The following is a 25964-nucleotide window of genomic DNA, read 5'->3' on the forward strand; positions in this document are numbered from 1 at the left end:
GCGGGCGGAGCCGAACTAGGCGGGGCGAGCTCAACAAGGTATCATGTGCGCGAAAAACACAACAAGGAAAGTCATGGCTGACATCAGCATCGTTCAGGAGCATAGCCTGACACCGATCAAGGCGCGCGAAGCGGCCCAGAAAGTGGCCGACAAGATTGCCGCCGAATATGGCCTGACCTGCGCGTGGCAGGGCGACGTGCTCCATTTCGAGCGCAGCGGCGTGCACGGATCGCTGGCGCTGGAAGCGCAGCGGGTGGCGATGCATATCCGCCTGGGGTTCCTGATGAGTGCGTTCGCGTCGACAATCGAGGCGAAAGTGACGGAAAAGATGAAAGCGGTGTTCGGCGCAGCCTGACGCGGCCGCGCCGGGGGGGGGGGCTCTCAGCCCTTCAATTCGTCGATCAGGTCGACGTACTGCTGCATGGCCTCGTCCTTGGACGTGCCCTTGACAGCATCCCACGCATCGTACTTGGCACGGGCGACGAAGTCGGTCATGCCGGGACGGTTGCCGTCGGTGTCGCCGGCCGATGCTTGCTTGTAGAGTGCGTAAATCTTCAACAAGGTTTGATTATCCGGACGCTCGGGCAGATTTTTGGAATCGGCCAAGGCCTGGTCAAACTGTTCCTGCAAACTCATCGTGTCTCCTGGGGTGGCTGAAATATAGGATGAGAATCTTAGCGCAGCTTGCACGCCAAACCCCGGAAAAGCCCAAGAGATTAGAGGACATGCTCAGCTTCGCCAGCCGAGGCCAAGAGCCTATCTCAGCGGGCCGCTTCCCCGAACAAGCGGGTCAGCAACAGGCCGAACTTCTCCTTTTGTTCCGGTGCGGTCGGCTTGATCACTCCCTGTTCTTGCAATACGGCGATCAGCTTTACCGGCCCCTCGCGATTGTTGCCCACAATCTCGACATGACCCGCCTTCACCTCCACGATCTTGACCCGCGGATCGGTGTCAATCGCCGGGTTGCGTTGCTCCGCCAGGGAAAAAATCGCATCCGACTCCACGCAAGCGCCCTGGTTCATGCGCCGGCAGCTGCCGCCTTCATCGGTCACGATCTTGAGAAAATCCCTCACGCGCGGATCGAGCGGGGGTGGATCGACGATGAACGGCGAGGTGTAGGTAATTTCCGACCATTTATCGCCCGTGACGATCTGGCAGATCGGCCCGACCAGTCCAAGCGAGAGGGTCTTCCACAAGCGGCTGCCGCAATGGCGCGCCGCCGCAATGCCGCCGAACGGTCCCGATACGGTCACCAGGCGCAGCGACCCATCCTTGCCCCCGATGGCATCGGCTTGGCCGATGGACATCGCCTTGCGCGCGATCAGGGCGCCCTGACTGTGGCCCAGGACGGTAATGGGCTGCTGGTCCAAGCCCCGGGCCAGCCCGGTGAGTGCGGCGTCGAGCTGGGCGGCGCTGCGAAGCAGGCTGTCGCGGTCGTTGTAATTGAAACACACGGTCTGCTGGCCGTGAAAAGCCAGTACCTGGGCCATTCCACGGTAGCGCCCGGCCGAGCTGAAACAGCCATGGACCAGCACCGTGACCGGCTGCTGGGCGTTCAATCTCAGGGTCTGGTCGCCACTGTCGGTGCAGTGACTCAGGTTCGGCACGCTCATGCTGACGTTGACCGGCGGCAGGCGCGACCCATCGATGAGCAGCAGTGCCGGCTCGTCCTGTGCCGGGGTGGCGCAGGCGCTCATCAGTCCCAGGGCGGCCACGCGCATGAGCGTTGCAAGCATTTTCATCATGGATGACTCCAGGGTAGGCAGGGGCTACGAGTCTACTTGGTCGCGCCAACAGACGGTTGAAAATGTGTCGACTGAGCGGCTTGCGCAACAAAAAGGTGATGTTGCGGGCCAGGAATCGAGGGAAATGTAATTTCCCTAAGGCAAATTTCACTGTTTGGGTGTATGATTTCGTATTGACATACCGTTGTCCTGATCCGTGGTGCCGATGATGCGAGCGGGCGTACATATTGTTTCGGCGTGGGCTTGTGGCTTGGCCATGCTGTTCTGTAGCGGCGCGCCAGGCGCTACGCCCGCGCGCCCGCCGGCCGATGCCAGCCGCGTCATCCGGCTCTCCTCGCTCGAATGGCCTCCCTACACTGGAGCGTCGCTGCCGCGGCAAGGCGTGACGACGGCGGTCATCGCCGCCGCGCTTGCCAGCATGGGTTATCGCCTGGAAGTTCAGTACTTTCCGTGGACCCGGGCGATCGCCCTGATCAAACACGATTCTCCCTTTGCCGGGTATTACCCCGAATACCTCGCGGCCGGGCTGGCCCGCGACTTTCTCGTATCCGACCCGATCGGCAGCGGTCCGCTCGGCTTTGCCTACCGCGCGGACGCACCGGTTCAATGGGAAACCGTGGCCGACCTGTCGAAGTACCGGATCGGCGTCGTCGAAGGTTATGTCAATACAAGCGAGTTCGATACGCGGGTGCGCCAAGGAAAGCAAATGATCGATACTGCGGTGAACGACAAGCAAAACCTGCGCAAGCTGGCCGCCAGGCGGGTGCCGCTGGTATTGATCGACCGGCGCGTGTACGAGCACCTGATCCTCAACGACGCCGACCTGCGCGCCGTGGCGCCGACGCTGCGTTTCCATCCCCGCCTGCTGGAAGAGAAGCGGCTCTACATTTGCTTTCGCTCCAACGCCGAAGGCGAGCGCGTGCGCAAGATTGTCAATCAGGGCTTGAAACGGATTGATATCGAGGCAGTGGCGGCGGCAGCCTTGAGCGCCGGTGCTGCCAACTAAGCCTGGTTGGCAGCCTGCCGGACCTGGATGTCGGGACCAAAAAACCGCGCGACGCGCGCGGACTGCTAGTTCCTGCCTTCGGCCTCGGCCTCGGCCTTGGCCTTGGCCGCCTTTTCCTCATCGCTGTCGCGGAACGGGTAGGTGGCCACCTTGACCGCGCCCTTGGTCACCGCGACCCCGGCGCCAACGGCCGCCGAGCCGACCGCCACGCCGGCGCCAACCACCGCGCCGGTCACCGCAACGACGGCGCAGCCGCTCGAAGCGGCCACCACCAGCAGCGCCAGCGCGTAAGGCAGGGCGCCCGTCGACATGCTTAAACCTTCAGCAGTTCGACGTCGAAAATGAGCGTGGCGTTGGGCGGAATCGCGCCGCCCGCGCCGCGCGCGCCGTAACCGAGGCTGGCCGGAATCGTCAGGCGCCGCGCGCCGCCGACTTTCATGCCCTGCACGCCTTCGTCCCAGCCCTTGATGACCCGGCCGGCGCCCAGCGGAAACTGGAACGGGTCGTTGCGGTCCTTGCTGGAGTCGAACTTGGCGCCGGCGGTGCCGTCGTCGTTGCGCAGCCAGCCGGTGTAATGGACGGTGACGTGCTGGCCGGCTTGCGCCTGTGCGCCTTCGCCAACGATGGTGTCTTCGTACTGGAGGCCGGAATCGGTAGTAATAGTGGACATGGTTTTCCTTAGTAGATCGGTGTGATTGGCGATTGTAGTGCATGCCGTGCCGAAGCGCTATTGACGCACCCCCGCCAGCGCCCAAAGCACGCTACACTGCGTGGACTTTTTGACTATCATCCACCGCTTTCCATGACCAAGACTCCCTGGCGCCCCGTCGCCACCGCCTACCGCCGCGCCCTCGTCTCGCAGGCCAATCCCAAGATGCTGCTGCTGACGGTGATTCCCTTCGTGCTGTCGGTGCTGCTGTGGGCCGTCCTGCTGGCCTTCGGCTTCCAGCCGCTGCTCGACTATGTCCAGACCCTGTTCCAGGACCACGACTGGTTCAAGACCACCAGCGGCATGCTCGGCACATTCGGCATGGGTGCCCTGAAAACCGTGATCGTGCCGCTGATCGCCATGCTGCTCCTGCTGCCGCTGATGATCGCCACCTCCCTGATCTTCATGGGCGTGGCCGCCATGCCGCCGATCACGCGCCACGTCGCGGCGCGCCATTTCAGCACGCTCGAAGCCAGGAACGAAGGCAGCTTCATGGCCGGCCTGGCGATCAACATCAGCACCTCGCTGCTGTTCGTGGTGGTCTGGATCGCGACCCTGCCGCTGTACATCGTGCCGCCGCTGGCGGTGCTGGTGCAGGTGGTGTTGTGGGGCGCCCTGACCACGCGCGTGATGGTCTACGACGCCCTGGAAGACTACGCCAGCGCCGACGAAATGAAGGCCATCCGGCGCCGTCACCGCGCGCAACTGACCTTTATCGGCATCGTTTCCGGCTTTATCGGCGCGCTGCCGGGCATCGTCTGGCTGGGCGGCGCGCTCATGTCGTTCGTGCTGTTCCCGTTCCTGGCGGCCATCTCGATCTGGCTGTATGTGCTCATCTTCGTGTTTACCGCGCTCTGGTTCCAGTACTACTGCATGCAGGCGCTGGCCGACCTGCGCGCGTCCCAGACCCCGCCGCTGGCCGGCGTTGCGGTGCAGGTCGAGGCGGGCACGCCGCCACCGGCCTGAGTCTTTCGTGGCACACTGACGACTTTTACAACAGCGTTTGCAACAGCGTATGCACCAACGGAGAATCACATGGCAATCGGTTTGATCATCATCGGCGACGAAATTTTGTCGGGCAAGCGGCGCGACCAGCACTTTCCCAAAGTGCTGGAGCTGCTGGCCGAGCGCGGCCTCAAGCTGGACTGGGCCGAGTACCTGGGCGATGATCCGGCGCGCATCAGCGCCACCCTCAAGCGCACCATGGCCAGCGGCGACATCGTGTTCTCCTGCGGCGGCATCGGCGCCACCCCGGACGACCACACGCGCCAGTGCGCCGCCAGCGCGCTCGGCGTACCCTTGGCCTTGCACCCGCAGGGGCGGCTCAACATTGAAGAGCGCATCGGCGACATGGCGCGCGACGCCGGCCAGGAAGTCGACCTCGGTTCCCCGGAAAACCTGCACCGCCTCAAAATGGCAGAGTTCCCGGAAGGCGCCTCGCTGATCCCCAACGCCTACAACAAGATCGCCGGTTTCACGGTCGGCACCCACCACTTCGTGCCGGGCTTTCCGGTGATGGCCTGGCCGATGATCGCCTGGGTGCTCGACAACCACTACAGCCATTTGTTCAACCGCCAGCCGCACAGCGAACAGTCGGTGCTGGTGTACGGCTCGATGGAGTCGACCCTCAATCCGCTGATGGAAGAACTCGAAGCGCGCTACGCCCCGGTCAAGGTATTCAGCCTGCCGAGCGTGGGCGACGCGCTCACGCGCAGCCATATCGAACTGGGCGTCAAGGGCGAGCCGGCGCTGACCGCGACGGCGTTCGCCGACATGTGCGCGCAGCTGGCCGCCATGCGGATCGAATTCGCTCCATGCGGGCCGGGCGCAGGCGCGTAGTGTGACCGGCATGTGACGCGTTTTGCGGCAGCGCTTTTGCGCGGCGCGCTGAGCCGTTGTTTTTTTGCGAAAAACAATCGACCAGATCAAGTTTTCTTGAACATGCCTTCGCCACGCTCACCCGATGTGGTGGAATGGTGACCGTGCAGCACTCGTTTGCGCATGACACGCGCGTGAGATTCGAGTGAGAATTCAATGCGTGACATTTTATACATTTCAGGAATGCGATTGACCACCCGATCACACGAAGCGACCCGTTGCACGATGGCGAAGGTTGATGCGGTGATTGCAGGTACGATTGATTTGAACCGGTTGAGCCATCATGGAAAGTAATCGTCGTTCTCGACGGCCCCGCATCGTCGCCAGCGCGGTGCGCAAATTGCGCGCCCGTGCGGCAATGATCCAACTCGGCCAGGTGCCGCCCGCGCCGGACGACGGCACGGCGGCGCCGCATTCCCACCTGTCCCTCGTGTCCGGCGACGCCGCCAGCGCCGCCGCCACGCCCACCGATACCGATACCAACACCTTGCTCACTTCCGATACCGACAGCGCTACCTTGCCCGATTCCGAACACGCCACCGAGCCGCAAGGCACCCCTCCGCGCCGCCGCAGCCGCATCAAGCTGGTCCTGTGCTTGCTGTTACTGGTCCTGCTGGGCGCCGGCGTCTGGTGGCTGCTCGATGAAGTGCGCACCTCGTCGATGCAGGCCAAGTACTTCGCCGGCATCGCCAAAAAGATCAACTACAAGGTCGAAAAAGGCCCGAGCACCAACATCCGCTTCCCGCACGACAGCCCGTACGATGAGCGGCTCGGCTACGCCAACATGCCCGAGTACCTGGCCAAGCTCAAGGCGCGCGACTTCATGATCGATTCGCAGGCGCGCCTGTCGCCCAAGATGGTCGAACTGGCCGACCAGGGCCTGTTCGCCACCTACCGCGAAAAAACCAAGGTCGGCCTCGAAATCCTCGACTGCCGCGGCGAGCCGCTGTTTTTGGCGCGCTACCCGGAGCGTTTCTACGAGAAGTTCGACGACGCGCCATCCTCGCTGGTCAAAAGCCTGCTGTTCATCGAAAACCGCGAACTGCTCGACCCGACCTACCCGAAACGCAATCCGGCGGTCGAGTGGGACCGCTTCAGCAAGGCCGTCTTCGACAAGTCGCTGCACGTGTTCAGCGGCGGCGACAAGCGCTCGGCCGGCGGCAGCACGCTGGCCACCCAGATCGAAAAATACCGCCATTCGCCGGATGGACGCACCAGCTCCTTGTCGGAAAAAGCGCGCCAGATGGTCTCCGCCACCCTGCGCGCCTACCAGTACGGGGAAGACACCACCAAGGCGCGGCGCCAGATCGTCATCGACTACCTGAACACGGTGCCGCTGTCGGCCAAGCTCGGCTACGGTGAAGTCAACGGCATCGGCGACGGCATGTGGGTCTGGTACGGACGCGATTTCGCGGCCATGAACAAGCTCCTCAAGGACGAGCCGCATTCGCCCGACGCCGCGCTGGTATACAAACAGGCGCTCTCGCTGATGATCGCCCAGCGCCGTCCGGCCCACTACCTGGGCGCCGGCGCCAACGACCTCGAAAACCTGACCAACACCCACCTGCGCGTGCTGGCCCAGGCCGGCGTGATCACGACCCAGTTGCGCGACGCCGCGCTGGCGCTCAAGCTGGAGCCGGCCAAGGGTTCCGGCGTGGCGCCGCCGGCGGCCAATGCCTTCGTGTCGCGCAAGGCCTCGAACGCCGTGCGCACGCACCTGGCTGGTTTGCTGGGCGACGCCCGCCTGTACAACGTGGACCGCCTCGACCTGTCGGTGGTCAGCACGCTCGACTCGGAAGCGCAAAAAGCCGTCACCGCCATGCTGCGCAAACTGCGCGACGCCGACTCGGCGCGCGAGGCCGGCCTGACCGGCAAGGGCATGCTGGGCAACGGCGACCCGGCCAACGTGGTGTACAGCTTCACCTTGATGGAACGCGGCGAAAAGGCCAACTACCTGCGCGTGCAGACCGATAACTACGACCAGCCGCTCGACATCAACGAAGGCGCCAAGCTCGATCTGGGCTCCACCGCCAAGCTGCGCACCCTGGTGACCTACATGGACATCATCGACCAGCTGTACCAGCGCTACAACGGCATGAGCGCCGCCGAGCTGCGCAAGGTGGTGGTCGATCCCAAGGACCGCTTGTCGCAGTGGGCGATCGAATACTTTTTGACCTTGCCGGCCAGCGCCGCGCGCGACCTGCCGGCCATGCTGGAAGCGGCGATCGAACGCCAGTACTCGGGCAACCCGGGCGAAGGCTTCTTCACCGGCGGCGGCATGCACACCTTCGGCAACTTCAGCAAGCTCGACAACTCGCGCGTCATGAGCGTGCGCCAGGCCTTGCGCAGCTCGACCAACCTGGTGTTCGTGCGCCTGATGCGCGACGTGGTGCGCTACTACATGTTCCAGCTGCCCGGTTCCTCGGCCGCGCTGCTGGCCGACGCCGACGACCCGCGCCGCGCCGAATACCTGGCCCGCTTCGCCGACCGCGAAGGGCGCGAGTTCCTCGGCCGCTTCTATAACAAGTACAAGGGCAAGAACGCGGCCGACGCCGAAAAAGTGCTGCTCGCGAGCTTCCGTCCGACCCCGACCCGGCTGGCCAACGTGCATCGCACCATCGCCCCGAACGCCACGCTGGCGCAGTTCACGGCCTTCGTGAAGGACAACCTGGTGTCGGCCAACGAAGTGCCGGACGATCGCATCGCGCGCATGTACGACCAGTATGCGCCGGCCAACATGTCGCTGGCCGACCGCGGCTACCTGGCCTCGATCCACCCGCTCGAACTGTGGCTGGTCGGTTACTTCCGCGCCAACCCGAACGCGACCTACTCGGACATGATCGCGGCCAGCGTCAAGCAGCGCCAGGAAGTGTATGCATGGCTGTTCAACACCCACCGCAAGCACGCGCAGGACCGCCGCATCGCCGGCTTGCTGGAAGTCGAAGCTTTCCTGAAGATCCACGCGCAGTGGAAGAAGATGGGCTATCCGTTCGACTCGCTGGTGCCGTCGTATGCGACGACCCTGGGCGCGTCGGCCGACCGCCCGGCGGCGTTGGCCGAGATGATGGGCATTATCGTCAACAAGGGCGTGCGCAAACCGGTGCAGCGCATCGACTCGCTGCACTTTGCCGAAGGTACACCATACGAAACCCTGATCAAGCAGGCCAAGAGCGCGCCGGGCGAGCAGATCCTGTCGCCGGAAGTGGCGCGCGCGGTGGCCGATGCGATTCGCGGCGTGGTGTCGGATGGTACCGCCAAGCGGGTCAAGACGGCCTTCAAGATGGCCGACGGCAGCATCATCGCCGTGGGCGGCAAGACCGGTACCGGCGACCAGCGCTTCGAGGTGTATGGCGCTGGCGGGCGGCTGATCGAATCGCGTTACGTGAACCGTTCGGCGACGTTCGTCTTCAACATCGGCGAGCGCTTTTTCGGCAGCATGACGGCGTATGTACATGGACCGTCGTCGGCCGACTACGACTTTACCAGTGCCTTGCCGGTGCAGTTGCTCACGGTGCTGGCGCCGACCCTGATGCCGATGATCGAGCCGCCGACGGATGGCACGGCCAAGCAGTGCGTGCGTTGATCGCGATGGCGATTTGAAAGTGGTGCTTGGTTAGTACCGCTTCATTTAAGACCGTCTTTTCTGCCACTGGCAAAAAAGACTTCCCGCGAAGGCGGGAATCCAATTTTGGCGAGCCGCCTGTGGCGTCGGCACGAACTTGGATTCCCGCCTTCGCGGGAAAGACGGTTTTTAGGTTAACGGTAGATATAAGGGCGGTGGATGCGAGGACAGTAAAGGGAAGGCCGATGCGAGAACTGTAGAAGGACTGTGGATGCAGGGCCGGCAGATGCAAGAACGCCAATCCCGCCCCGAAGTGATAGCCCTTGCATGTTTGTGCGATTGTTGGCATCGTACCGAACCATGAAACCTTTGCAACGTGCGATGTCCAAAATCCGGAAGTTTACCCAGTTCTCGTTTCGCGACCTGGTTGCCACCGCCGGTCCCAGCGTCCTCACCATCGTCGCCCTGTGCGCGCTCGCTTACTTCCTCGTCGATCCTTCGCCGCCGCGCAGCGTCACGCTCGGCACCGGCCAGGAAAACAGCGCCTACGAAGAATTCGGCAAAAAATACGCGGCCAGACTGGGCAAGCACGGCATCGCCGTGACCCTGCAGCGCTCCCTCGGCTCGCAGGACAACTTGCAGCACCTTAATGAAGGCAAGGTCGATATCGCCTTTGTCCAGAGCGGATCGACCGAGCAGGCCGAAGCCCAGCGCAAGGGATTGGTCTCGATCGGCAGCCTGTTCACCGAACCGGTCTGGCTGTTCCTGCGCGACGACGCCCACGTGACCCAGCTTACCCAGCTCAAGGGCCTGAAAATCAACCTCGGACCGGAAGGCAGCGGCGTGCCGAAGCTGTTTCGCCAGGTGCTGGCGCTCAATGGCGTCGAGCCGGGCGACCTGACCATCGGCGCGCTCGAAAACACGCCGGGCACGGTGGAACTGCTGGAAGGGCGCATCGACGGTCTGGTCTTCAGCTCCGGTCCGGATGCGCCGCTGGTGCAGATGCTGCTGCAAACGCCGGGCTTCAAGCTGTTCGATTTTTCCCAGGCCGAGGCCTATTCGCGGCGCTTGCCGTTCGTCTCGCACGTGGTGCTGCCGCGCGGGATTGTCGACGTCGGGCGCGACATCCCCGCCCAGGATTACCATCTGATCGCTCCCACCGCGACCCTGGTGGCGCGCGAGGATCTGCATCCGGCGCTGATCGACCTGTATGTGCAGGCGGCCAGCGAGATCCATGGCGGCACCGGCTGGTTCCAGCAGCAGGGACAGTTTCCGTCGGCGCGCTACACCGAAATTCCCGTCGCGCGCGAAGCGGCCAAGTTCTACAAGGATGGCGCGCCGCTGCTGCAGCGCTACATGAGCTTCTGGCTGGCCAATTTTTTCGACCGCATGTGGGTCGTGGTGGTGGCCTTGGCCGCCCTGGTGCTGCCGCTCTCAAAAGTGGTGCCGCCCTTGTACGTATGGCGCATCCGCTCGCGCGTGTACCGCTGGTACGGGCAGCTGCGCACGGTGGAGCAGGAACTGGAAGCGGCCCAAGGGCCGCAACGCGCGCAAGTGTGCGCGGGCCTGTTGAAGCGCCTCGATGAAATCGAGGAAATGGTGAACCAGATTTCGATTCCGCTGGCGTTTGCCGATGGCTTGTACGGGCTGCGCAGCCACATCAATTTTGTGCGGCAGCGGGTGAAAAACGCGGATGGCGCGATCGCACCGGTCAAGTAGCGGCCCGTCGATGATCCTGCGGGCACTGCGAACCGTCTTCCTGCTGATATTGGTAGCCGCGCATCCATGCGCTGACGCAGCCGCTCCCCGGCCTTTACTCACCGACTACACCCACACCGCCTGGACCGAACTCGATGGCGCGCCGACAGGCGTGACCAAATTTGCGCAAGGCCCGGACGGCTGGCTCTGGATCGCGACGCCGACCGGCTTGTACCGCTTCGACGGCGTGCGTTTCGAGCGTACCGACACCGTCCATGGCCATCGGCTCGACTCCAGCAATATCATGGCCCTGGCCAGCACGCCCGACGGCGCGCTCTGGATCGGCTACCGCGTCGGCGGCGTGTCGGTGTTCAGGCAGGGCGGCGCACATGCCTATGCGGAAGGCGGCGGCTTGCGACCGGTCGGCGTGATGCACATCGAAGCGGCCCCCGATGGGGCGATATGGGCGGCCATGCGCGACGGCGTGGCGGTGCTGGCGCCTGGCGCGTCCCGTTTCCGCTACCTTGGCCCCGAGTCCGGGCTGCCGGCCCTGGGCGTGTTCCAGATTCTGTTTGCCCGCGACGGCACCACCTGGGTCGGCACCAACACGGGCGCCTGGTTTCGCAAGCCGGGCGAGACCCGTTTCACGCGCGCGTGGCCGCACGTGACGCTGGTGTGGCTGTGCGAGGCGCCCGATGGCACGATCTGGGGTAACGATTTCAAGCAGGGTTACTACCGCGTTCGCGCGACAGCGCCTGCCGCCGGCGAGCCGCCCGCGCCCGAACTGGAAGGCTACGGGATGTACTTCGACCGCCACGACACCATGTGGATGATGCATCCCGATGGCCTGGAACGCAGGCTGGCCCCGAACCTGCCGGAGCAGCGCCTGTCGAAGGAAAACGGCATCAGCGGCCCGCTCCCAAGCACACGGTTCGAAGACCGGGAAGGCAATCTCTGGATCGGCACGCAGCGCGGGATGGACCGGCTGCGCCCGAATCGCCTGCGCACCGTACACGTCGCCCGGCAACTGGAGTCTCCCGCGCTGGTGAGCGGGCCGTCGGGCGAGATGTGGGTAGGCGACTATGCCGGGGACCTGTGGCGTTTCGGCCGCGAAGGGCGCATCAGCCGCGAAGTGCCGGGCCAACTGACCGCCAGCTACACGTCTCCTGACGGCGTGCTCTGGCTGGGCGGGATGGAGGGCGTGCAGCGGCGCGATCGCGACGCTGTGCTGACCACGTTCCCTTTTCCGGGCGAACTGGCGGGATTGCGTGTACACGCCATGCAGCAGGACCGTCATGGCGCGCTGTGGGTCTCGTTCTCGGCTGGCAAAGGTGTGTACAAGCTGGCCGAGGGGGCGTGGATCAAGCCGGGAGGCGTGCCCGATCTCTTGACGACGTCGATGGCGGTTGATGCCGACGGCAATGTCTGGATGGGGCATCTGCGCAGCCAGGCCAGCATCGTCGGCGACGGCGCCGTACGCCAGCTTGGCGCGGAACAGGGGCTGAAACTGGGTACGATCCTGACGCTCAGCGCTGAAGGTAAAACCATGTGGGCGGGCGGCGAAAACGGCGTTGCGCTGTATCGCGATGGGCGCTTCACCGCCTTGCACGGCGAGCGCAACGAGCAGTTTCGGGGCGTGTCGGGCATCGTCCGCGAGCCCGGCGGCGACCTGTGGCTGCACGGCGCGGACGGCCTGTATCGCATCGCCGCCGCCGCCCTGCATGGATGGTTGAAGGACCCGCGCAGCGCGGTGGCGTTCGAGCGCTTCGATGCGCAGGACGGCATGCAGGGCCACGCGCCGCAATTGCGGCCAGTGCCGTCGCTGAAACGCGCGCAGGACGGCGTGCTGTGGTACGCCACCACGGGATCGGTGGGCACCATCGATCCGGCCAACATCCTGCGCAACCGGCTGGCGCCGCCGGTACACATCACCGGTGTACTGGCCGACGGCGTGCGTTACCCGCTTGCCGATGGACGCGTACCGGCCCTGCCGCAAGGGGCGCGCGCACTGCAGATCGACTTCACCGCACTGAGTTTGTCGATTCCCGAGCGGGTGCGCCTGCGCTACCGGCTGCTTGGGTTCGAGCGCGCGTGGCAGGAAGCGATCGGGCGTCGCCAGGCGTATTACACCAACCTGGCGCCCGGCACATATCGCTTCGAGGTCATCGGATCGAATGAGGATCATGTGTGGAATACCGTGGGCGCCACGGTGGACATCGAGATTCCCCCGACGTTCGTGCAAAGCGGCTGGTTCAAACTGCTGGCGGCGGCGCTTGGCGTAGTGCTGCTGTATGCCGCCTATGCCCTGCGCATTGGCTACCTTACGCAGCGCATGCAGGAGCGCTTGCAGGAACGGCTGGCGGAACGAACGCGCGTCGCGCGCGCCTTGCACGATACCTTGCTGCAAAGCGTGCAGGCGCTGCTGATGTCCTTCGACGCCCACAGCCGCAAGGTGGAAGAGGGCACGCAGGAGCGCACGCGCCTGGACCAGACGCTCAATTTTGCGGAGCAATTGCTGGCGGAAGGACGGGACCAGATCATGGGCTTGCGCACGCCCTCGTCGGACGAGGTGCTGGAACAGGCGTTGGGCCAGTTCGGCCAGGGGCTGGCCGAATACTGGCCGCACGCGTTCGCGATGCAGGTCAATGGCAAGCCGGTCAAGTTGCGCCCGGACGTGCATGCGGAAGTCTACGCGATCGCGCGCGAAGCGCTGTTCAATGCGTCACGCTATGCCGACGCCACGCGGATCGACCTGGAACTGACTTACAGCGCCAGTGCTTTCCTTGCGCGCATTCGCGACAACGGGCGCGGACTCGATGACATTGTCGCCGCGACCGGCCAACGCCCCGGCCATTGGGGGCTGGTCGGCATGCGCGAGCGTGCAGGCAGCATCGGCGCGGTGCTCGATATCAGCAGCAAAGCGGGTGCGGGCACGGAGATCACGGTGACGGTGCCCGGCAAGATGGCTTACTGATGTCCTGGGCGTTCAGGTCAGTCTAAGGCGCCAGCACGCGCGCACGCTACAGACCTGTAGTACGACAGCCAAAACAGGCCATGAACTTATGTGGGCTTCAAGCCCCCATCCACGGCAAGCCCGCCTTGCACCATCCCCCCACGCTCTTGCGGTGCCCGTCCGCATCCTTATCGCCCTCGAAGCCTTCCAGGATATCGAAGGCGTGCGCATAGCCGTTCTCGGTCGCGACCCTGGCCGCGTGGCGCGAGCGCACGCCCGAGCGGCATAAAAACAGCAGCACTTCATCCTTCTGCGCCACCGCTTGCAGCTGCTGCACAAAATCGGGATTGGGCACGCCTTCCGGCCACACGCTCCACTGCACCGCGCAGTGCTGCTGCGCCGCAATGGCGACCTTGCCGACCCACGCGCGCTCGGCGTCGGTGCGCACGTCGACCAGGCGCACGCGCGCTTCGCTTTGCAGCAGTTCCCAGGCTTCCTGCGGCGTCACCGCTCCGGCATACGGTTCGCCCGGCGCGCGGGTGCGGGCGGCGGCAAGCAGGGTCTCGACGTTACTCATGGCGTATTCCTCGGTGAAGTTTGCGATTATTATAGGAGCGGCGCACCATGGCGCGGCATCTTTCCCTTTTCGGTGCATGGCGCATCGATCTGGTGCAATCGGCAGTATTTGCACTAATTTGGTGCGATTGCAGCCAGGCGCGATGGCCACGCCGCGAACAGGGACCCAGGAGTTTAGTGCCATTTGGCAGCATTTTCAACGCCGCTATTGCCTTTGGCCTCTGTGGTCTGGCTGGCACGCTTTCTGCTATGATTCCTGTAAGTTTTGCCGCCCGGGCGGCAACCCCCCATTTATATTAGGAGAGATACGCATGGCAATGACGGCCGCAGAAGTCTTGGAAATGGTTAAAGAGAAGCACGTTCGCTTTGTGGACTTTCGCTTCGCCGATACGCGCGGCAAAGAGCAGCACGTAACGGTTCCCGTATCGCACTTCGATCTCGACAAATTTGAATCGGGCCACGCGTTCGACGGCTCGTCGATCGCCGGCTGGAAGGGCATCGAAGCGTCCGACATGCTGCTCATGCCAGACCCGAACACCGCCAACATCGACCCGTTCATGGAAGAAGTCACGCTGTTCATGCAGTGCGACGTGATCGAACCGGCCGACGGCAAGGGCTACGACCGCGATCCGCGTTCGATCGCCAAGCGCGCCGAAGCCTACCTCAAGTCGACCGGCATCGGCGACACCGCCTACTTCGGCCCTGAGCCGGAATTTTTCATCTTCGACAGCGTGCGCTGGAAGATCGACATGTCGGGCTGCTTCGTCAAGATCGATTCGGATGAATCGTCTTGGGCGACCGACGCCAAGACCGAAGGCGGCAACAGCGGCCACCGTCCAACCGTCAAGGGCGGCTACTTCCCGGTGCCACCGGTCGATTCGTTCCAGGACATGCGCTCCGAAATGTGCCTGATCCTCGAAGAACTCGGCATCCCGGTCGAAGTGCATCACCACGAAGTGGCCGGCGCCGGCCAGAATGAAATCGGCACCCGCTTCTCGACCCTGGTCGAGCGCGCCGACTGGACCCAGAACCTGAAATACGTGGTCTGGAACGTGGCCCACAGCTATGGCAAGACCGCCACCTTCATGCCGAAACCGATCGTTGGCGACAACGGCTCGGGCATGCACGTACACCAGTCGATCTGGAAAGACGGCAAAAACCTGTTCGCCGGCGACGGCTATGCGGGCCTGTCGGAAGATGCGCTGTTCTACATCGGCGGCATCATCAAGCACGCCAAGGCACTGAACGCGATCACCAACCCGGGCACCAACTCGTACAAGCGCCTCGTGCCTGGCTACGAAGCGCCGGTCAAGCTGGCTTACTCGGCCAAGAACCGTTCGGCCTCGATCCGTATTCCGCACGTGGCCAATCCAAAAGGCCGCCGCATCGAGACCCGCTTCCCGGATCCGCTGGCGAACGTGTACCTGTGCTTCGCCGCGCTGTTGATGGCGGGCCTGGACGGTATCGCCAACAAGATCCATCCGGGCGAAGCGGCGTCGAAAGACCTGTACCACCTGCCGCCCGAAGAAGACGCGCTGATCCCGACCGTGTGCGCTTCGCTGGAAGAAGCCCTGGACAACCTGAACAAGGACCGCGAGTTCCTGACCCGTGGCGGCGTTTTCAGCGACAGCATGATCGATGCCTACATCGAACTCAAAATGCAGGACGTGCAACGCATGCGCATGACCACGCACCCGGCTGAATTCGACATGTACTATTCGCTGTAATTGTTTTTTGTTGGCAAGCATTGCCAACTTGCAGCACCTGTGGCCGTAGAGACATCAAAACGTATCTCTACGGTATAAAAACGCGAGGAAGGCCACGGCTTTCCTCGCGTTTTTCATTGGATGTTGTATATTCGGTTGAATCTAATTACTCCACGGAATTCCGTGAAACAACGCTGATGCTTATGATAACGAGGATGTCCCGGATTCGCCCGCTCCGCCCGCTGCGCTCGCCGACCTTGCCTTTACTGGCGCTGGCGCTGCTCGTCGGCCTGGGCGTGCAACCGCTGGCCCGGGCCGACATCTATTTGTGCGTCGACGCCAATGGCAAAAAGGAGTTGACCGACAACCCCAAGAGCGGCTGCAAGCAGCTCGACGTGCCGAACAATATCCCGGCGCCGTCCGCGCGCAAGAATACCGGGCCGGCCAAGCCGGTGACCACGCCGACCGATTTTCCGAAGGTGGGCGGCAGCGAGCAGCGCGCGCGCGACGCCGACCGGCGCGAAATCCTCCATCAGGAACTGCGCGCCGAAGAGAAGAAGCTGGCCGAACTCAAACGCGAATATAACAAGGGCGAGCCTGAACGCCAGGGCAACGAGAAGAACTACGCCAAGTACGAAGAGCGGGTCAAGCAAATGGCGGAAAACGTCGCGCGCGCCGAAAAGAATATCGAAGCGCTGCGGCGCGAAATCTCGAACATCAAATGACCCCGGCCGCTCCCCCGGCGCCGCGGCGCGACGGCCTGGCCGGCCTCGACCTGCTGGCGTCGGCCGTGCTGCTGGTCGACGCCGGCGGCGCCATCACCTTCGCCAACGCCGCCTGCGAGAACCTGCTCGAAAGCTCGCTGCGCGCCCTGCAACGCCAGCAACTGCATACGCTGTTCCTCAATGCCGAAGAGTTGATCAAGCTGTGCGAGCAGGCGCTGGCCCATAAATACGCCGACCTGCGCCAGGACCTGACCCTGGAGCGCAGCGGGCGCGAGCCGCTGCATGTGCACAGCATCGTCAGCGAAGCCGGCGAGTGGGGCATCGTGATCGAGCTGCGCGAGAACGTCCAGCAACTCAAACTCGACCGCGAAGAGCGCATCCTCGACCAGAGCCAGGTCAACAAGGAACTGGTGCGCAACCTGGCGCACGAGATCAAGAACCCGCTGGGCGGCATCCGCGGCGCGGCGCAACTGCTCGAACTCGAACTGCCGGCCCGCCACCTGACCCACTTGCGCGAGTACACCCAGGTGATCATCAAGGAGGCCGACCGCCTGCAAACCCTGGTCGACCGGCTGCTGGCGCCGCACCGGCGTCCGCACATCGTCGGCGACGTCAATATCCACGAAGTGCTCGAGCGGGTGCGCAGCCTGATGCTGGCCGAGTTCCCGGCCGGCCTCTCCATCCGGCGCGACTACGACGCCTCGATTCCCGAGTTCAGGGGCGACAAGGAACAGTTGATCCAGACCGTGCTCAATATCGCCCACAATGCGGCGCAAGCGTTGTCGGAGCAGATTGTGGCGGGCGACGCCCAGCTGGTTTTCAAGACCCGCGTGGCGCGCCAGGTGACCCTGGCCAAGGTGCGCTACGGGCTGGCATTAGACTTGCATATCATCGACAATGGACCGGGCATCCCGCCGCAGATCCGCGACCGCATTTTCTATCCTTTGGTATCGGGACGGGAGGGCGGCAGCGGCCTGGGGCTGACACTGGCGCAGACCTTCGTGCAGCAGCACATGGGTGTGATCGAGTGCGAAAGCCGGCCTGGATTTACGGATTTCAGGATCTTGTTGCCGCTGCCATAAGCCGCGCATCAGCCTTGGCGTCCGGGTCCCATCAATTGAAGATCCATATTGCGGGGAAGCGCGAACACATGAAACCAATCTGGATAGTCGACGACGACGCCTCCATCCGCTGGGTGCTTGAAAAAGCACTGGCACGCGAGAACCTCGCGACCAAGAGCTTTTCGAACGCGCGCGATGCGATCGCGGCGCTCGAATTCGATACGCCGCAAGTGCTGGTGTCCGACATCCGCATGCCGGGCGAGTCGGGGCTGGACCTGCTGCAGACCGTCAAGGCCAGCTATCCCGGCCTGCCGGTCATTATCATCACCGCCTTTTCCGACCTCGATTCGGCCGTTGCCGCCTTCCAGGGCGGGGCGTTCGAATACCTGGCCAAGCCGTTCGACATCGACAAGGCGGTCGAACTGATCCGGCGCGCGCTGGAAGAAAGCCTGCGCGAGACCAGCGTCGAATCGGGTCCCACCGAGACCCCCGAAATCCTGGGCCAGGCGCCGGCCATGCAGGAAGTGTTCCGCGCCATCGGGCGCTTGTCGCAATCGAACGTGACGGTGCTGATCACGGGCGAATCGGGCACCGGCAAGGAACTGGTGGCGCGCGCGCTGCACAAGCACAGCCCGCGCGCGCAGCAGCCCTTCATCGCCCTGAACACCGCGGCGATCCCGAAGGACTTGCTCGAATCCGAACTGTTCGGCCACGAACGCGGCGCCTTCACGGGGGCGCAGACCACGCGCCGCGGGCGCTTCGAGCAGGCCGAAAACGGTACCCTGTTCCTGGATGAAATCGGCGACATGCCGTTCGACCTGCAAACCCGCTTGCTGCGGGTGCTCTCGGACGGTCACTTCTACCGCGTCGGTGGGCATCAGCCGATGAAGGCCAATGTGCGCGTGATCACGGCGACCCACCAGAACCTGGAACAGCGCGTGCGCGACGGCCTGTTTCGCGAAGACTTGTACCACCGCCTGAATGTGATCCGCCTGCGCCTGCCCAGTTTGCGGGAGCGGCGCGAGGATATCCCCCTTTTGGTGCGCCACTTCCTGGTGCAAAGCGCGCGCCAGCTCGGGGTCGAGGCCAAGCGCATGAGCGAGCCGGCGATGCAGTTCCTCACCGGCCTGGACTTGCCGGGCAATGTGCGCCAGCTGGAAAACCTGTGCAACTGGATCACCGTGATGGCGCCCGGCCAGACGGTGGAAGTCAAGGACATGCCGTTCGAACTGACGCAGGACGGCGCGGCCGACGCGGCGCCGGGCGAGGGCGCCGCGCTGCAGGCCGGCGGCCAGGGCGGCATGGTGGGCGGCGCCGGCATGGCGGCGCTGGACGCGGCGGGCGGCTGGATCGGTTTGCTGGAGCTGCAGGCGGCCGGCATGCTGGCCGCCGGGCAGTCGGAAGTGATGGACGTGCTGGGACGGCAGTTCGAATCGGCCCTGATCAAGACGGCGCTCAAGCACACGCACGGGCGCAAGAACGATGCGGCGGTGCGCCTCGGGATCGGGCGCAACACCATCACCCGCAAGATCGCCGAACTGGGGATCGACGGCGCCAAGGACGAGTAGGGCAGGGCGGCGCGCTGATATCACCGCAGCAGCAGCGTCGCCCCCGCGCAGGCGGGGGCCCAAGTTGAAGGCTCAATGGCGCGATGTGCTGCGAACTTGGACCCCTGCCTGCGCGGGGGTGACGGTTCGCCGGCTAACGGCGGCTGACAATGCATCCCCGGCGCCGTCTCCGCGCAGCCGCCGCATGGTGTAAGCTTCTGTCCAATTTATCGTTGGAACCATCATGCTGATCAACTGCGTCGCCTACCAGGAAGGCAAAAAGCTGTCCGACATTTCCGTCGAAGCCATCAGCGACTACATTCAAAAACCCGACTGCTTCGTGTGGGTGGCCCTGAAGGACGCCCAGCCGGACGAACTTTCCATCATGCAGCACGAATTCGGCCTGCACGAACTGGCGGTGGAAGACGCGCTGCGCGGCCACCAGCGTCCCAAGATCGAGGAGTACGGCGACTCGCTGTTCGTGGTGGTGCAGACGGTGGAAACCGATGGCGATGAACTGAGCGTGGGCCAGGTGGCCATGTTCGTCGGCGAAAACTACGTGCTCTCGGTGCGCAACAACGTCATGCGCGGTTTTCTCGGCGTGCGTGCGCGCGCCGAACGCGAGCCGCACCTGCTGGCCAAGGGGTCGTCGTTCGTGCTGTACGCGCTGATGGACGCGGTGGTCGACCGTTACTTTCCGGTGGTGGACGCGCTCGAATCGGAACTCGAAACGATCGAGGACCGCATTTTTATCCGCGGCTCGCAGCGCGACAACATCGAGCGCCTGTATGAACTCAAGCGCAAGGTGCTGGTGCTGCGCCACGCGGTCACGCCGCTGCTCGACGCCATCGGCAAGCTGCATGGCGGGCGCGTGCCTTCGTTTTGCCGCGACACCCAGGAATACTTCCGCGACGTGCATGACCATCTGCAGCGCATCAACGCCTCGCTCGACACCATCCGCGACACCATCGGCACGGCGATCCAGGTCAATCTGTCGATGGTGGCGATCGACGATGGCGAAGTCAATAAACGGCTGGCCGCATGGGCCGCGATTTTCGCGGTGTTTACCGCGTTCGCCGGCGTGTGGGGGATGAACTTCGAATTCATGCCGGAGCTGAAGTGGCATTTCGGCTACCTGGCGGCGCTGTGCATCATGGTCAGCGTCTGCTTCTACCTGTACTATCGGTTCAGGAAGTCGGGCTGGCTGTAGCCGCAGCGCCGACGCCGCCCCTGCCTGCTAAAAGACGCGCATGAACTCGATAGAGATTACCTCACCCCCGCCGCGACGCATCCTCCCCTCGGTGATGTGCCCGCCCATGGCGCTCGGCTTGGCCGCCTTATTGGTCAACGATGCGCTACGCCCTTCGCCCACCTCGGTGGAGGGTTGGTTTGGCGGCCTCGCGATGCTCCTGTTGTTGTTATATGCGCTCTGGCGTAATCTGTTCTTGTCGGAGTCGCTGTCGTTGGCGCGCGAGGAGATCGTGTCGGTGACCGCAGCGGCGCCGCCGCTGTATGTGGCCAGGAGCGCGAATTTATACGGCTGGGGATTCGAGGGGCAGCGCTTGATCATTGAAACGACCTGCGGGCGCATCAACTTCGGCCTCGGCCTGAACGATCGTGAAACGGCCGATATCATCCATCGGCTGGAGGTGTTTTGCGGCAGGCCATTGATCGGGCCGGATGCCGCGCCGCATGTTTAATGCTCGCGGCGGCCGTCGGCGGCGGCAGGTGCGCTTGCCTGCTTGCACCGCACCGTCCCTGATATTCAGGCGGCCATCGACAAGGCCACCGCTTCCGCCACCTTGATGCCGTCCACCGCCGCCGACAAAATCCCGCCAGCGTAGCCGGCGCCTTCGCCGGCCGGGAACAGGCCGCGCGTGTTCAGGCTTTGCAGGTTGTCGTCGCGCCGCTTGATGCGGATCGGCGACGAGGTGCGCGTTTCCACGCCGGTCAGCACCGCGTCTTCCTGGTAGTAGCCGCGAATTTGCTTGTCAAACGCCGGAAAGGCTTCGCGCATGGCCACGATCGCGTAGTCGGGCAGGGCGGTGGCCAGGTCGGTCAAATGCACCGCCGGCTTGAACGAGGGCAGCACCGAGCCAAAGGCGGTCGACGCGCGTCCCTTGACGAAGTCGCCCATCAACTGGCCCGGCGCGTCGTAGGTGCCGCCGCCGAGCGCGAACGCGCCTTCTTCCAGCTGGCGCTGCAGCGCGATGCCGGCCAGCGGATGGCCCGGATAGTCGGCCGGCGTGATGCCCACCACGATGGCGCTGTTGGCATTGCGCTCGTTGCGCGAGTACTGGCTCATGCCGTTGGTGACCACGCGCCCCGGCTCCGAGGCGGCCGCCACCACCGTGCCGCCCGGGCACATGCAGAAGCTGTACACCGAGCGCCCGTTGGCGGCGTGATGCACCAGTTTATAGTCGGCCGCGCCGAGGATCTTGTTGCCGGCGTTCGGGCCGAAGCGGCAGGCGTCGATCAGCGACTGCGGGTGCTCGACCCGAAAACCCACCGAAAACGGCTTCGCCTCGATATACACGCCGCGCTCGTAGAGCATTTCGAAGGTGTCGCGCGCGCTGTGGCCGATGGCCAGCACCACGTGTCGCGTGGGGATGTGCTCGCCGCTGGCCAGGGTCACGCCGCGGATCTGGCGCGCGTCGCCCTCGCCTTCGACCTCGATATCGGCGACCTTGCTCTCGAAGCGGTATTCGCCGCCCAGCGCGATGATGTTTTCGCGCATCTGTTCAACCATCTTGACCAGGCGGAAAGTACCGATGTGCGGTTTGCTCACGTACATGATTTCATCCGGCGCGCCGGCCTTGACGAACTCGGTCAGCACCTTGCGCCCGTAATGCTTGGGGTCCTTGATCTGGCTGTACAGCTTGCCGTCCGAGAAGGTGCCGGCCCCGCCTTCGCCGTACTGTACGTTCGATTCCGGGTTGAGCTCGCGCTTGCGCCAGAAGCCGAAGGTGTCGACAGTGCGCTCGCGCACCACCTTGCCGCGTTCGAGGATCAGCGGGCGCAAGCCCATCTGGGCCAGGATCAGCGCCGCGAACAGGCCGCACGGGCCGGTGCCGATGACCACCGGGCGCTCGCTCTTGTCGTGCCCCTGCAACTGCTCGCCGCCGGCCACGAAGGCGTAGCTGGTGTCGGGCGCGGGCAGGATGTGGGCGTCGTGCCCGAGGCGGGCCAGCAGGCCGGCCTGGTCGCGCACCTCGGCGTTGATCGCATAGATCAGCACGATGGCGCTGCGCTTGCGCGCGTCGTAGCTGCGCTTGAACACACTAAACCCGAGCAAGTCGGCGCCGGCAATGCCCAGGCGCGCCAGGATGGCCTGGCGCAGGTCGGCCTCGGCATGGTCGAGCGGGAGTTTGAGTTCGTTAATTCGCAGCATAGTAAGTCGGTCGTGGTTCAGGGTGGGGAAAGCAAGGCAGGGCGCTATTTTACCGGCTGCATCGCCGCATGGGCGAATCGGGGCATCCAGCACGGGTATTTTCGATGTCAAGGTGTTGCTACGACTCCATTATTGTCTCTATGAGAAATTTTGTTGCAAAACAGACTCATTCATTATTCTTATTTTGCGGCAATGCACAATATTTCATTTGGTGCATATACGTATAGGAAGAATTTTCGCTGTAGTCGCAGGAAAAGTTGCATTTCGGTTCTTTTTGCCCTCCATTTTTTTGGCGCTGACCCGATAATGCCCCTTGCAGAAAAAATGATGCGACGCCCGTGCCGTGCGCGGCCTGCCCTGATGATTGCTAATGGGCAATGTGCCAGCGCGGTGTGCGGTCCGAAAGGCTGTCGTGCAAGCAAGCTGCTGTAGTGTCATTATCCTCATCCTAAACGGAGTTCTAAAAATGATGTTTCAAGAGAAGATTGGCGTACGTTCCGTTCGCCTCGCCCTCGGCCTGTTAGCTGGCTTCGTCGCCGGTCAAGCCCTGGCCCAGGATGCTCCTATCCAGCGTGTTGAAATCACCGGTTCGAGCATCAAGCGGATTGTGAAAGAAGGCGCATTGCCGGTGCAGGTGGTTTCCAAGGAAGTCATCGCACGTTCGGGCGCCACTACGGTAGCCGACCTGATCCAGAAACTGCCAGCGATGCAGGGTTTCACGATTGAAGCCGTGGCAGCCGGCACCAACACTGGCGGCCGCACCACCGCCTCGATCCACGATCTGGGCGGCAGCTACACCCTGGTCCTGCTGAACGGCCGCCGCATGGCGCCTCTGCAAGACAGCGGCAGCGCGGTCAATCTGAACTCGATCCCGATGGCTGCGGTTGAGCGCGTCGAAGTGCTGACCGACGGTGCTTCGGCACTGTACGGCGCCGACGCCATCGCCGGCGTCATCAACTTCATCCTGAAGAAAAACTTCCAGGGCCTGACCCTGGACGCGGGCGTGTCGGTACCGACCAACCCGGGCGGCAAGAACGCCAACGCCAGCATCACCTGGGGCTTCGGCGATCTGGAAACGAATCGCTACAACCTGTTGATGACCTACCGTCACGACGAGCAGAAAAAAGTCAAGGCGACCGAGCGCGAATTCAGCAAGACGTCGTACATTCCACTGGGCCACGACGGCCAGAGCTACATCTATGACCGTACCTCGACTTCGGGCACCGCTGCCAACGTCAACGTGGCGTTCAACAGCAAGGCCAATTCGGCAATGGGCTTCAACCCGTACCGCGCCGTCAACGGCCAGTGCGCCCAAGGCTTCTTCCCGTACCTGTCGAGCACCCCTGCGGCCAACTATTGCGCCGTGGACAGTGCCTCGACCATCGAAACCGTGCCTGAATCGAAGCGCGACACCCTGTACACCTCGGGTCGCATCAAGTTCTCGGACAGCGTCACCGCCTTCGCCGACCTGTCGCTGGGCCGCTTCGACCTGACCGCGCGTATCGCCGCCAACCCGGTCAGCGTCGCAGTTCCGCTGAACTCGCCAGTGTACAACCAGTACGTCAAGCCGTTCATCAATCCTGCCCAGCAAGGCGACGTCAAGAGCGCCACCGCGACCTACCGCGCCAGCGAATTCGGTACCCGTGACAGCAAGACCATCACCGACGTGATCCACGCCGTGACCGGCCTGGACGCCAGCTTCGCCGGTTGGGACTTTAACGCCGGCCTGACCTACTCCAAGTACAAACTGGAAGAGAGCTACACCGGCGGCTACCTGTTGAACAAGGAATTCCGCAGCCTGATCGCCGGCCCGACCTTCAACCCGTTCCTGCCAACCGGTTCGGCAAGCTCGCCAAAGGCCGACCAGATCAGCGGTTCGATCTTCCACGGTTCGGTACGTGAAGCTTACTCGGACATGCGTGGCGTTGACGCGCGCGCTTCGCGCGAATTGTTCTCCCTGCCAGGCGGCAAAAGCAGCATTGGTATCGGCGCCGAGTACCGCAAACTGAACCAGGTTCAGACCGCGTCGACCGCTGCCAAGAACGGCACCATCTACGGTTTCAGCCCAAGCGCCGAATTCGACTACACGCGTGATTCGACCGGCGTGTTCGGCGAACTGGCCCTGCCGATCGTCAAGGACCTGGAAGTGACCACGGCCGTGCGTTACGACAGTTACTCGGGCGTGAAAGACAAGGCCGCCGGCCGTACCAAGGGCGAGACCCAGGACGCGAGCACCTACAAGATCAGCGCGCGCTACACCCCGACCACCTCGGTGCTGCTGCGCGGTTCGTACGGTACCGGCTTCCGCGTCGCCGACCAGAACGACATCGCCAACACCCTGGTGTCGAACGGCTACACGTCCGCCGCGTACGACTGCCCGGCAGCGCTAAGCGCCGCTGACGCCAGCCTGTGCCGCACCGGCAAGCTGCAGTACTACTCGTACCTGGGTGGTAACGAGAAGCTCAAGCCCGAGAAATCGAAGCAGTACACCATCGGTTTCCGCCTCGAGCCATCGTCGAGCGTGACCTTCGGCGCCGACCTGTGGGATGTGCGCATGACCAACCAGGTATCGTCGGTCAGCGAAATCCAGGCCTTCGGCAATGCCGGCAAGTTCCGCGAACTGTTCACCGACTTCGCCGATCCTGCCACCGGTATCAAGAGCTGGGCATACATCAACGCCCCGATCAACATCGGCCGTACCCACAACCGCGGTATCGACTGGGACCTGACCGTCGGCGAGAAGTATTCGTTCGGCAAAATGACCCTGAACGTCAACGGCACCCACATGCTCAAGGCCAGCTACACCGTGCCGGGTACCGACAACGAGTGGACCGACAACATGGATAAATACGGCATCACTGCGCAAGTGACCTTCCGTAACATCGCCAAAGCCGTGGCTACCCTGGAAACCGGTAACATGACCAATGCGCTGACGGTCAGCTACCGCAATGGTTACACCGACCAGTCCACCACGCTGTACAACGTGGCGACCCAAGCTCCGTCGCTGGCTCCGGTCCGTCTGAACGTGCCGTCGTACAGCACCATCGACTACCAGGGCAAGTTTGCGATCAGCAAGCAATGGGAAGTTCGTGGCGGTATCAAGAACCTGATGGACAAAGAGCCACCACTGACCCTGCGCACGTCGTCGGGCCACCAGATTGGTTACGATGCCCGTTACGCGGACACGATGGGCCGTACCGTCTACGTCAACACCAGCTACAAGTTCTAAGCTGATTCGACCTCAGTCATGATGAAAGGCGCGTTGCTTCGGCAACGCGCTTTTTTTTCGTGCGCCCAGCATGGGCGCACTCTTGGAGGTGCAAGTCCTCCCGCAAGCTGACCACAGTGAGCGAAGTGAAGCGCAACTGCGGAAGGGCGACCGACTGTGGGGAGGAAGCGTGGAGCGA

The 25964-nt window shown here is 63.5% G+C and carries 20 protein-coding genes; 14 read left to right on the plus strand and 6 right to left on the minus strand.

All coding sequences use genetic code 11. The features are described 5' to 3' along the window. Positions 1 to 73: 73 nt before the first annotated feature. Positions 74 to 355, plus strand: coding sequence for a polyhydroxyalkanoic acid system family protein (locus F1735_RS21580; RefSeq protein ID WP_166893071.1), 282 nt, complete (start codon positions 74 to 76; stop codon positions 353 to 355). Between the two features lie 26 nt (positions 356 to 381). Here the strand turns inward: F1735_RS21580 and F1735_RS21585 are convergent, their stop codons facing one another. Both F1735_RS21585 and F1735_RS21590 read right to left on the minus strand, forming a co-directional pair. Next, on the minus strand, positions 382 to 636 hold the full coding sequence (locus F1735_RS21585) for an acyl-CoA-binding protein (RefSeq protein WP_167229320.1): 255 nt from the start codon (positions 634 to 636) through the stop codon (positions 382 to 384). Between the two features lie 125 nt (positions 637 to 761). Beyond that, positions 762 to 1745: an esterase/lipase family protein gene (locus F1735_RS21590; RefSeq protein WP_222853049.1), complete on the minus strand. Its 984-nt coding sequence runs from the start codon at positions 1743 to 1745 to the stop codon at positions 762 to 764. 250 nt (positions 1746 to 1995) lie between these two features. Between F1735_RS21590 and F1735_RS21595 the strand changes: the two genes are divergently transcribed. Continuing rightward, positions 1996 to 2751 carry a substrate-binding periplasmic protein gene (locus F1735_RS21595; RefSeq protein ID WP_167238864.1) on the plus strand — a complete coding sequence of 252 codons (756 nt, stop codon included), beginning with the start codon at positions 1996 to 1998 and terminating at the stop codon, positions 2749 to 2751. A 65-nt stretch (positions 2752 to 2816) separates the two neighbouring features. Here F1735_RS21595 and F1735_RS21600 read toward each other — a convergent pair whose 3' ends face one another. Together F1735_RS21600 and F1735_RS21605 are read right to left on the minus strand one after the other, a co-directional pair. Next, complete coding sequence (locus tag F1735_RS21600; RefSeq protein ID WP_167238865.1) at positions 2817 to 3062, minus strand: hypothetical protein; 246 nt, start codon at positions 3060 to 3062, stop codon at positions 2817 to 2819. 2 nt (positions 3063 to 3064) lie between these two features. Continuing rightward, positions 3065 to 3421 carry an FKBP-type peptidyl-prolyl cis-trans isomerase gene (locus F1735_RS21605; protein ID WP_167238866.1) on the minus strand — a complete coding sequence of 119 codons (357 nt, stop codon included), beginning with the start codon at positions 3419 to 3421 and terminating at the stop codon, positions 3065 to 3067. A gap of 132 nt (positions 3422 to 3553) precedes the next feature. Between F1735_RS21605 and F1735_RS21610 the strand changes: the two genes are divergently transcribed. The 5 genes from F1735_RS21610 (at position 3554) to F1735_RS21630 (ending at position 13572) form a co-directional block, all read left to right on the plus strand. Further along, positions 3554 to 4426, plus strand: coding sequence for an EI24 domain-containing protein (locus tag F1735_RS21610; RefSeq protein WP_167238867.1), 873 nt, complete (start codon positions 3554 to 3556; stop codon positions 4424 to 4426). Positions 4427 to 4495: 69 nt separating this feature from the next. Then, on the plus strand, positions 4496 to 5299 hold the full coding sequence (locus tag F1735_RS21615) for a competence/damage-inducible protein A (protein WP_167238868.1): 804 nt from the start codon (positions 4496 to 4498) through the stop codon (positions 5297 to 5299). Positions 5300 to 5621: 322 nt separating this feature from the next. Then, a complete protein-coding gene (locus F1735_RS21620) occupies positions 5622 to 8921 on the plus strand; it encodes a transglycosylase domain-containing protein (protein ID WP_229505891.1) in 3300 nt (1099 codons plus the stop codon). A 360-nt stretch (positions 8922 to 9281) separates the two neighbouring features. Beyond that, the gene (locus tag F1735_RS21625) at positions 9282 to 10619 is read left to right on the plus strand and encodes a TAXI family TRAP transporter solute-binding subunit (protein WP_167238869.1); all 1338 of its coding nucleotides are present in this window, start codon (positions 9282 to 9284) and stop codon (positions 10617 to 10619) included. 10 nt (positions 10620 to 10629) lie between these two features. Continuing rightward, on the plus strand, positions 10630 to 13572 hold the full coding sequence (locus F1735_RS21630) for a sensor histidine kinase (RefSeq protein WP_229505892.1): 2943 nt from the start codon (positions 10630 to 10632) through the stop codon (positions 13570 to 13572). 97 nt (positions 13573 to 13669) lie between these two features. Here F1735_RS21630 and F1735_RS21635 read toward each other — a convergent pair whose 3' ends face one another. After that, on the minus strand, positions 13670 to 14128 hold the full coding sequence (locus tag F1735_RS21635; RefSeq protein WP_167238871.1) for a rhodanese-like domain-containing protein: 459 nt from the start codon (positions 14126 to 14128) through the stop codon (positions 13670 to 13672). A gap of 310 nt (positions 14129 to 14438) precedes the next feature. On the opposite strand from F1735_RS21635, the gene glnA reads away from it, so the two are divergent. The 6 genes from glnA to F1735_RS21665 all read left to right on the plus strand — a co-directional run bounded on the left by glnA (position 14439) and on the right by F1735_RS21665 (position 20866). Continuing rightward, positions 14439 to 15854 (plus strand): type I glutamate--ammonia ligase, encoded by a 1416-nt coding sequence (gene glnA / locus F1735_RS21640; RefSeq protein ID WP_167229918.1) that lies wholly within the window; start codon positions 14439 to 14441, stop codon positions 15852 to 15854. 194 nt (positions 15855 to 16048) lie between these two features. Beyond that, a complete protein-coding gene (locus F1735_RS21645; RefSeq protein ID WP_167238872.1) occupies positions 16049 to 16558 on the plus strand; it encodes a DUF4124 domain-containing protein in 510 nt (169 codons plus the stop codon). Then, positions 16555 to 17640, plus strand: coding sequence for a nitrogen regulation protein NR(II) (gene glnL / locus F1735_RS21650; RefSeq protein WP_167238873.1), 1086 nt, complete (start codon positions 16555 to 16557; stop codon positions 17638 to 17640). The genes F1735_RS21645 and glnL overlap by 4 nt, the downstream gene beginning before the upstream one ends. A 68-nt stretch (positions 17641 to 17708) precedes the next feature. Further along, a complete protein-coding gene (ntrC, locus tag F1735_RS21655) occupies positions 17709 to 19187 on the plus strand; it encodes a nitrogen regulation protein NR(I) (protein ID WP_167238874.1) in 1479 nt (492 codons plus the stop codon). Between the two features lie 223 nt (positions 19188 to 19410). Further along, on the plus strand, positions 19411 to 20376 hold the full coding sequence (gene corA / locus F1735_RS21660) for a magnesium/cobalt transporter CorA (protein WP_167238875.1): 966 nt from the start codon (positions 19411 to 19413) through the stop codon (positions 20374 to 20376). A gap of 40 nt (positions 20377 to 20416) precedes the next feature. Continuing rightward, positions 20417 to 20866, plus strand: a complete 450-nt coding sequence (locus F1735_RS21665) for a hypothetical protein (protein ID WP_167238876.1) — start codon at positions 20417 to 20419, stop codon at positions 20864 to 20866. A gap of 65 nt (positions 20867 to 20931) precedes the next feature. On the opposite strand, the gene F1735_RS21670 is transcribed toward F1735_RS21665, so the two are convergent. Then, a complete protein-coding gene (locus tag F1735_RS21670; protein WP_167238877.1) occupies positions 20932 to 22557 on the minus strand; it encodes an NAD(P)/FAD-dependent oxidoreductase in 1626 nt (541 codons plus the stop codon). 466 nt (positions 22558 to 23023) lie between these two features. Between F1735_RS21670 and F1735_RS21675 the strand changes: the two genes are divergently transcribed. After that, positions 23024 to 25786 carry a TonB-dependent receptor gene (locus F1735_RS21675; protein ID WP_229505893.1) on the plus strand — a complete coding sequence of 921 codons (2763 nt, stop codon included), beginning with the start codon at positions 23024 to 23026 and terminating at the stop codon, positions 25784 to 25786. Positions 25787 to 25964: the final 178 nt, after the last annotated feature.

Origin of the sequence: Massilia genomosp. 1 (genome assembly GCF_011682185.1) — a bacterium.
Lineage (GTDB): Bacteria > Pseudomonadota > Gammaproteobacteria > Burkholderiales > Burkholderiaceae_D > Telluria_A > Telluria_A rubra.

Bases quoted from the DNA above. Each gene is read 5' to 3' on its own strand.
- F1735_RS21615 (WP_167238868.1), top strand. From the start codon at position 4,496: ATGGCAATCGGTTTGATCATCATCGGCGACGAAATTTTGTCGGGCAAG.
- F1735_RS21625 (WP_167238869.1), top strand. From the start codon at position 9,282: ATGTCCAAAATCCGGAAGTTTACCCAGTTCTCGTTTCGCGACCTGGTT.
- F1735_RS21590 (WP_222853049.1), bottom strand. From the start codon at position 1,745: ATGATGAAAATGCTTGCAACGCTCATGCGCGTGGCCGCCCTGGGACTG.
- F1735_RS21600 (WP_167238865.1), bottom strand. From the start codon at position 3,062: ATGTCGACGGGCGCCCTGCCTTACGCGCTGGCGCTGCTGGTGGTGGCC.
- F1735_RS21665 (WP_167238876.1), top strand. From the start codon at position 20,417: ATGAACTCGATAGAGATTACCTCACCCCCGCCGCGACGCATCCTCCCC.
- F1735_RS21585 (WP_167229320.1), bottom strand. From the start codon at position 636: ATGAGTTTGCAGGAACAGTTTGACCAGGCCTTGGCCGATTCCAAAAAT.
- corA (WP_167238875.1), top strand. From the start codon at position 19,411: ATGCTGATCAACTGCGTCGCCTACCAGGAAGGCAAAAAGCTGTCCGAC.
- F1735_RS21670 (WP_167238877.1), bottom strand. From the start codon at position 22,557: ATGCTGCGAATTAACGAACTCAAACTCCCGCTCGACCATGCCGAGGCC.
- F1735_RS21580 (WP_166893071.1), top strand. From the start codon at position 74: ATGGCTGACATCAGCATCGTTCAGGAGCATAGCCTGACACCGATCAAG.
- glnA (WP_167229918.1), top strand. From the start codon at position 14,439: ATGGCAATGACGGCCGCAGAAGTCTTGGAAATGGTTAAAGAGAAGCAC.
- F1735_RS21620 (WP_229505891.1), top strand. From the start codon at position 5,622: ATGGAAAGTAATCGTCGTTCTCGACGGCCCCGCATCGTCGCCAGCGCG.
- F1735_RS21635 (WP_167238871.1), bottom strand. From the start codon at position 14,128: ATGAGTAACGTCGAGACCCTGCTTGCCGCCGCCCGCACCCGCGCGCCG.
- F1735_RS21610 (WP_167238867.1), top strand. From the start codon at position 3,554: ATGACCAAGACTCCCTGGCGCCCCGTCGCCACCGCCTACCGCCGCGCC.
- glnL (WP_167238873.1), top strand. From the start codon at position 16,555: ATGACCCCGGCCGCTCCCCCGGCGCCGCGGCGCGACGGCCTGGCCGGC.
- F1735_RS21630 (WP_229505892.1), top strand. From the start codon at position 10,630: ATGATCCTGCGGGCACTGCGAACCGTCTTCCTGCTGATATTGGTAGCC.
- F1735_RS21605 (WP_167238866.1), bottom strand. From the start codon at position 3,421: ATGTCCACTATTACTACCGATTCCGGCCTCCAGTACGAAGACACCATC.
- F1735_RS21675 (WP_229505893.1), top strand. From the start codon at position 23,024: ATGATGTTTCAAGAGAAGATTGGCGTACGTTCCGTTCGCCTCGCCCTC.
- ntrC (WP_167238874.1), top strand. From the start codon at position 17,709: ATGAAACCAATCTGGATAGTCGACGACGACGCCTCCATCCGCTGGGTG.
- F1735_RS21645 (WP_167238872.1), top strand. From the start codon at position 16,049: ATGTCCCGGATTCGCCCGCTCCGCCCGCTGCGCTCGCCGACCTTGCCT.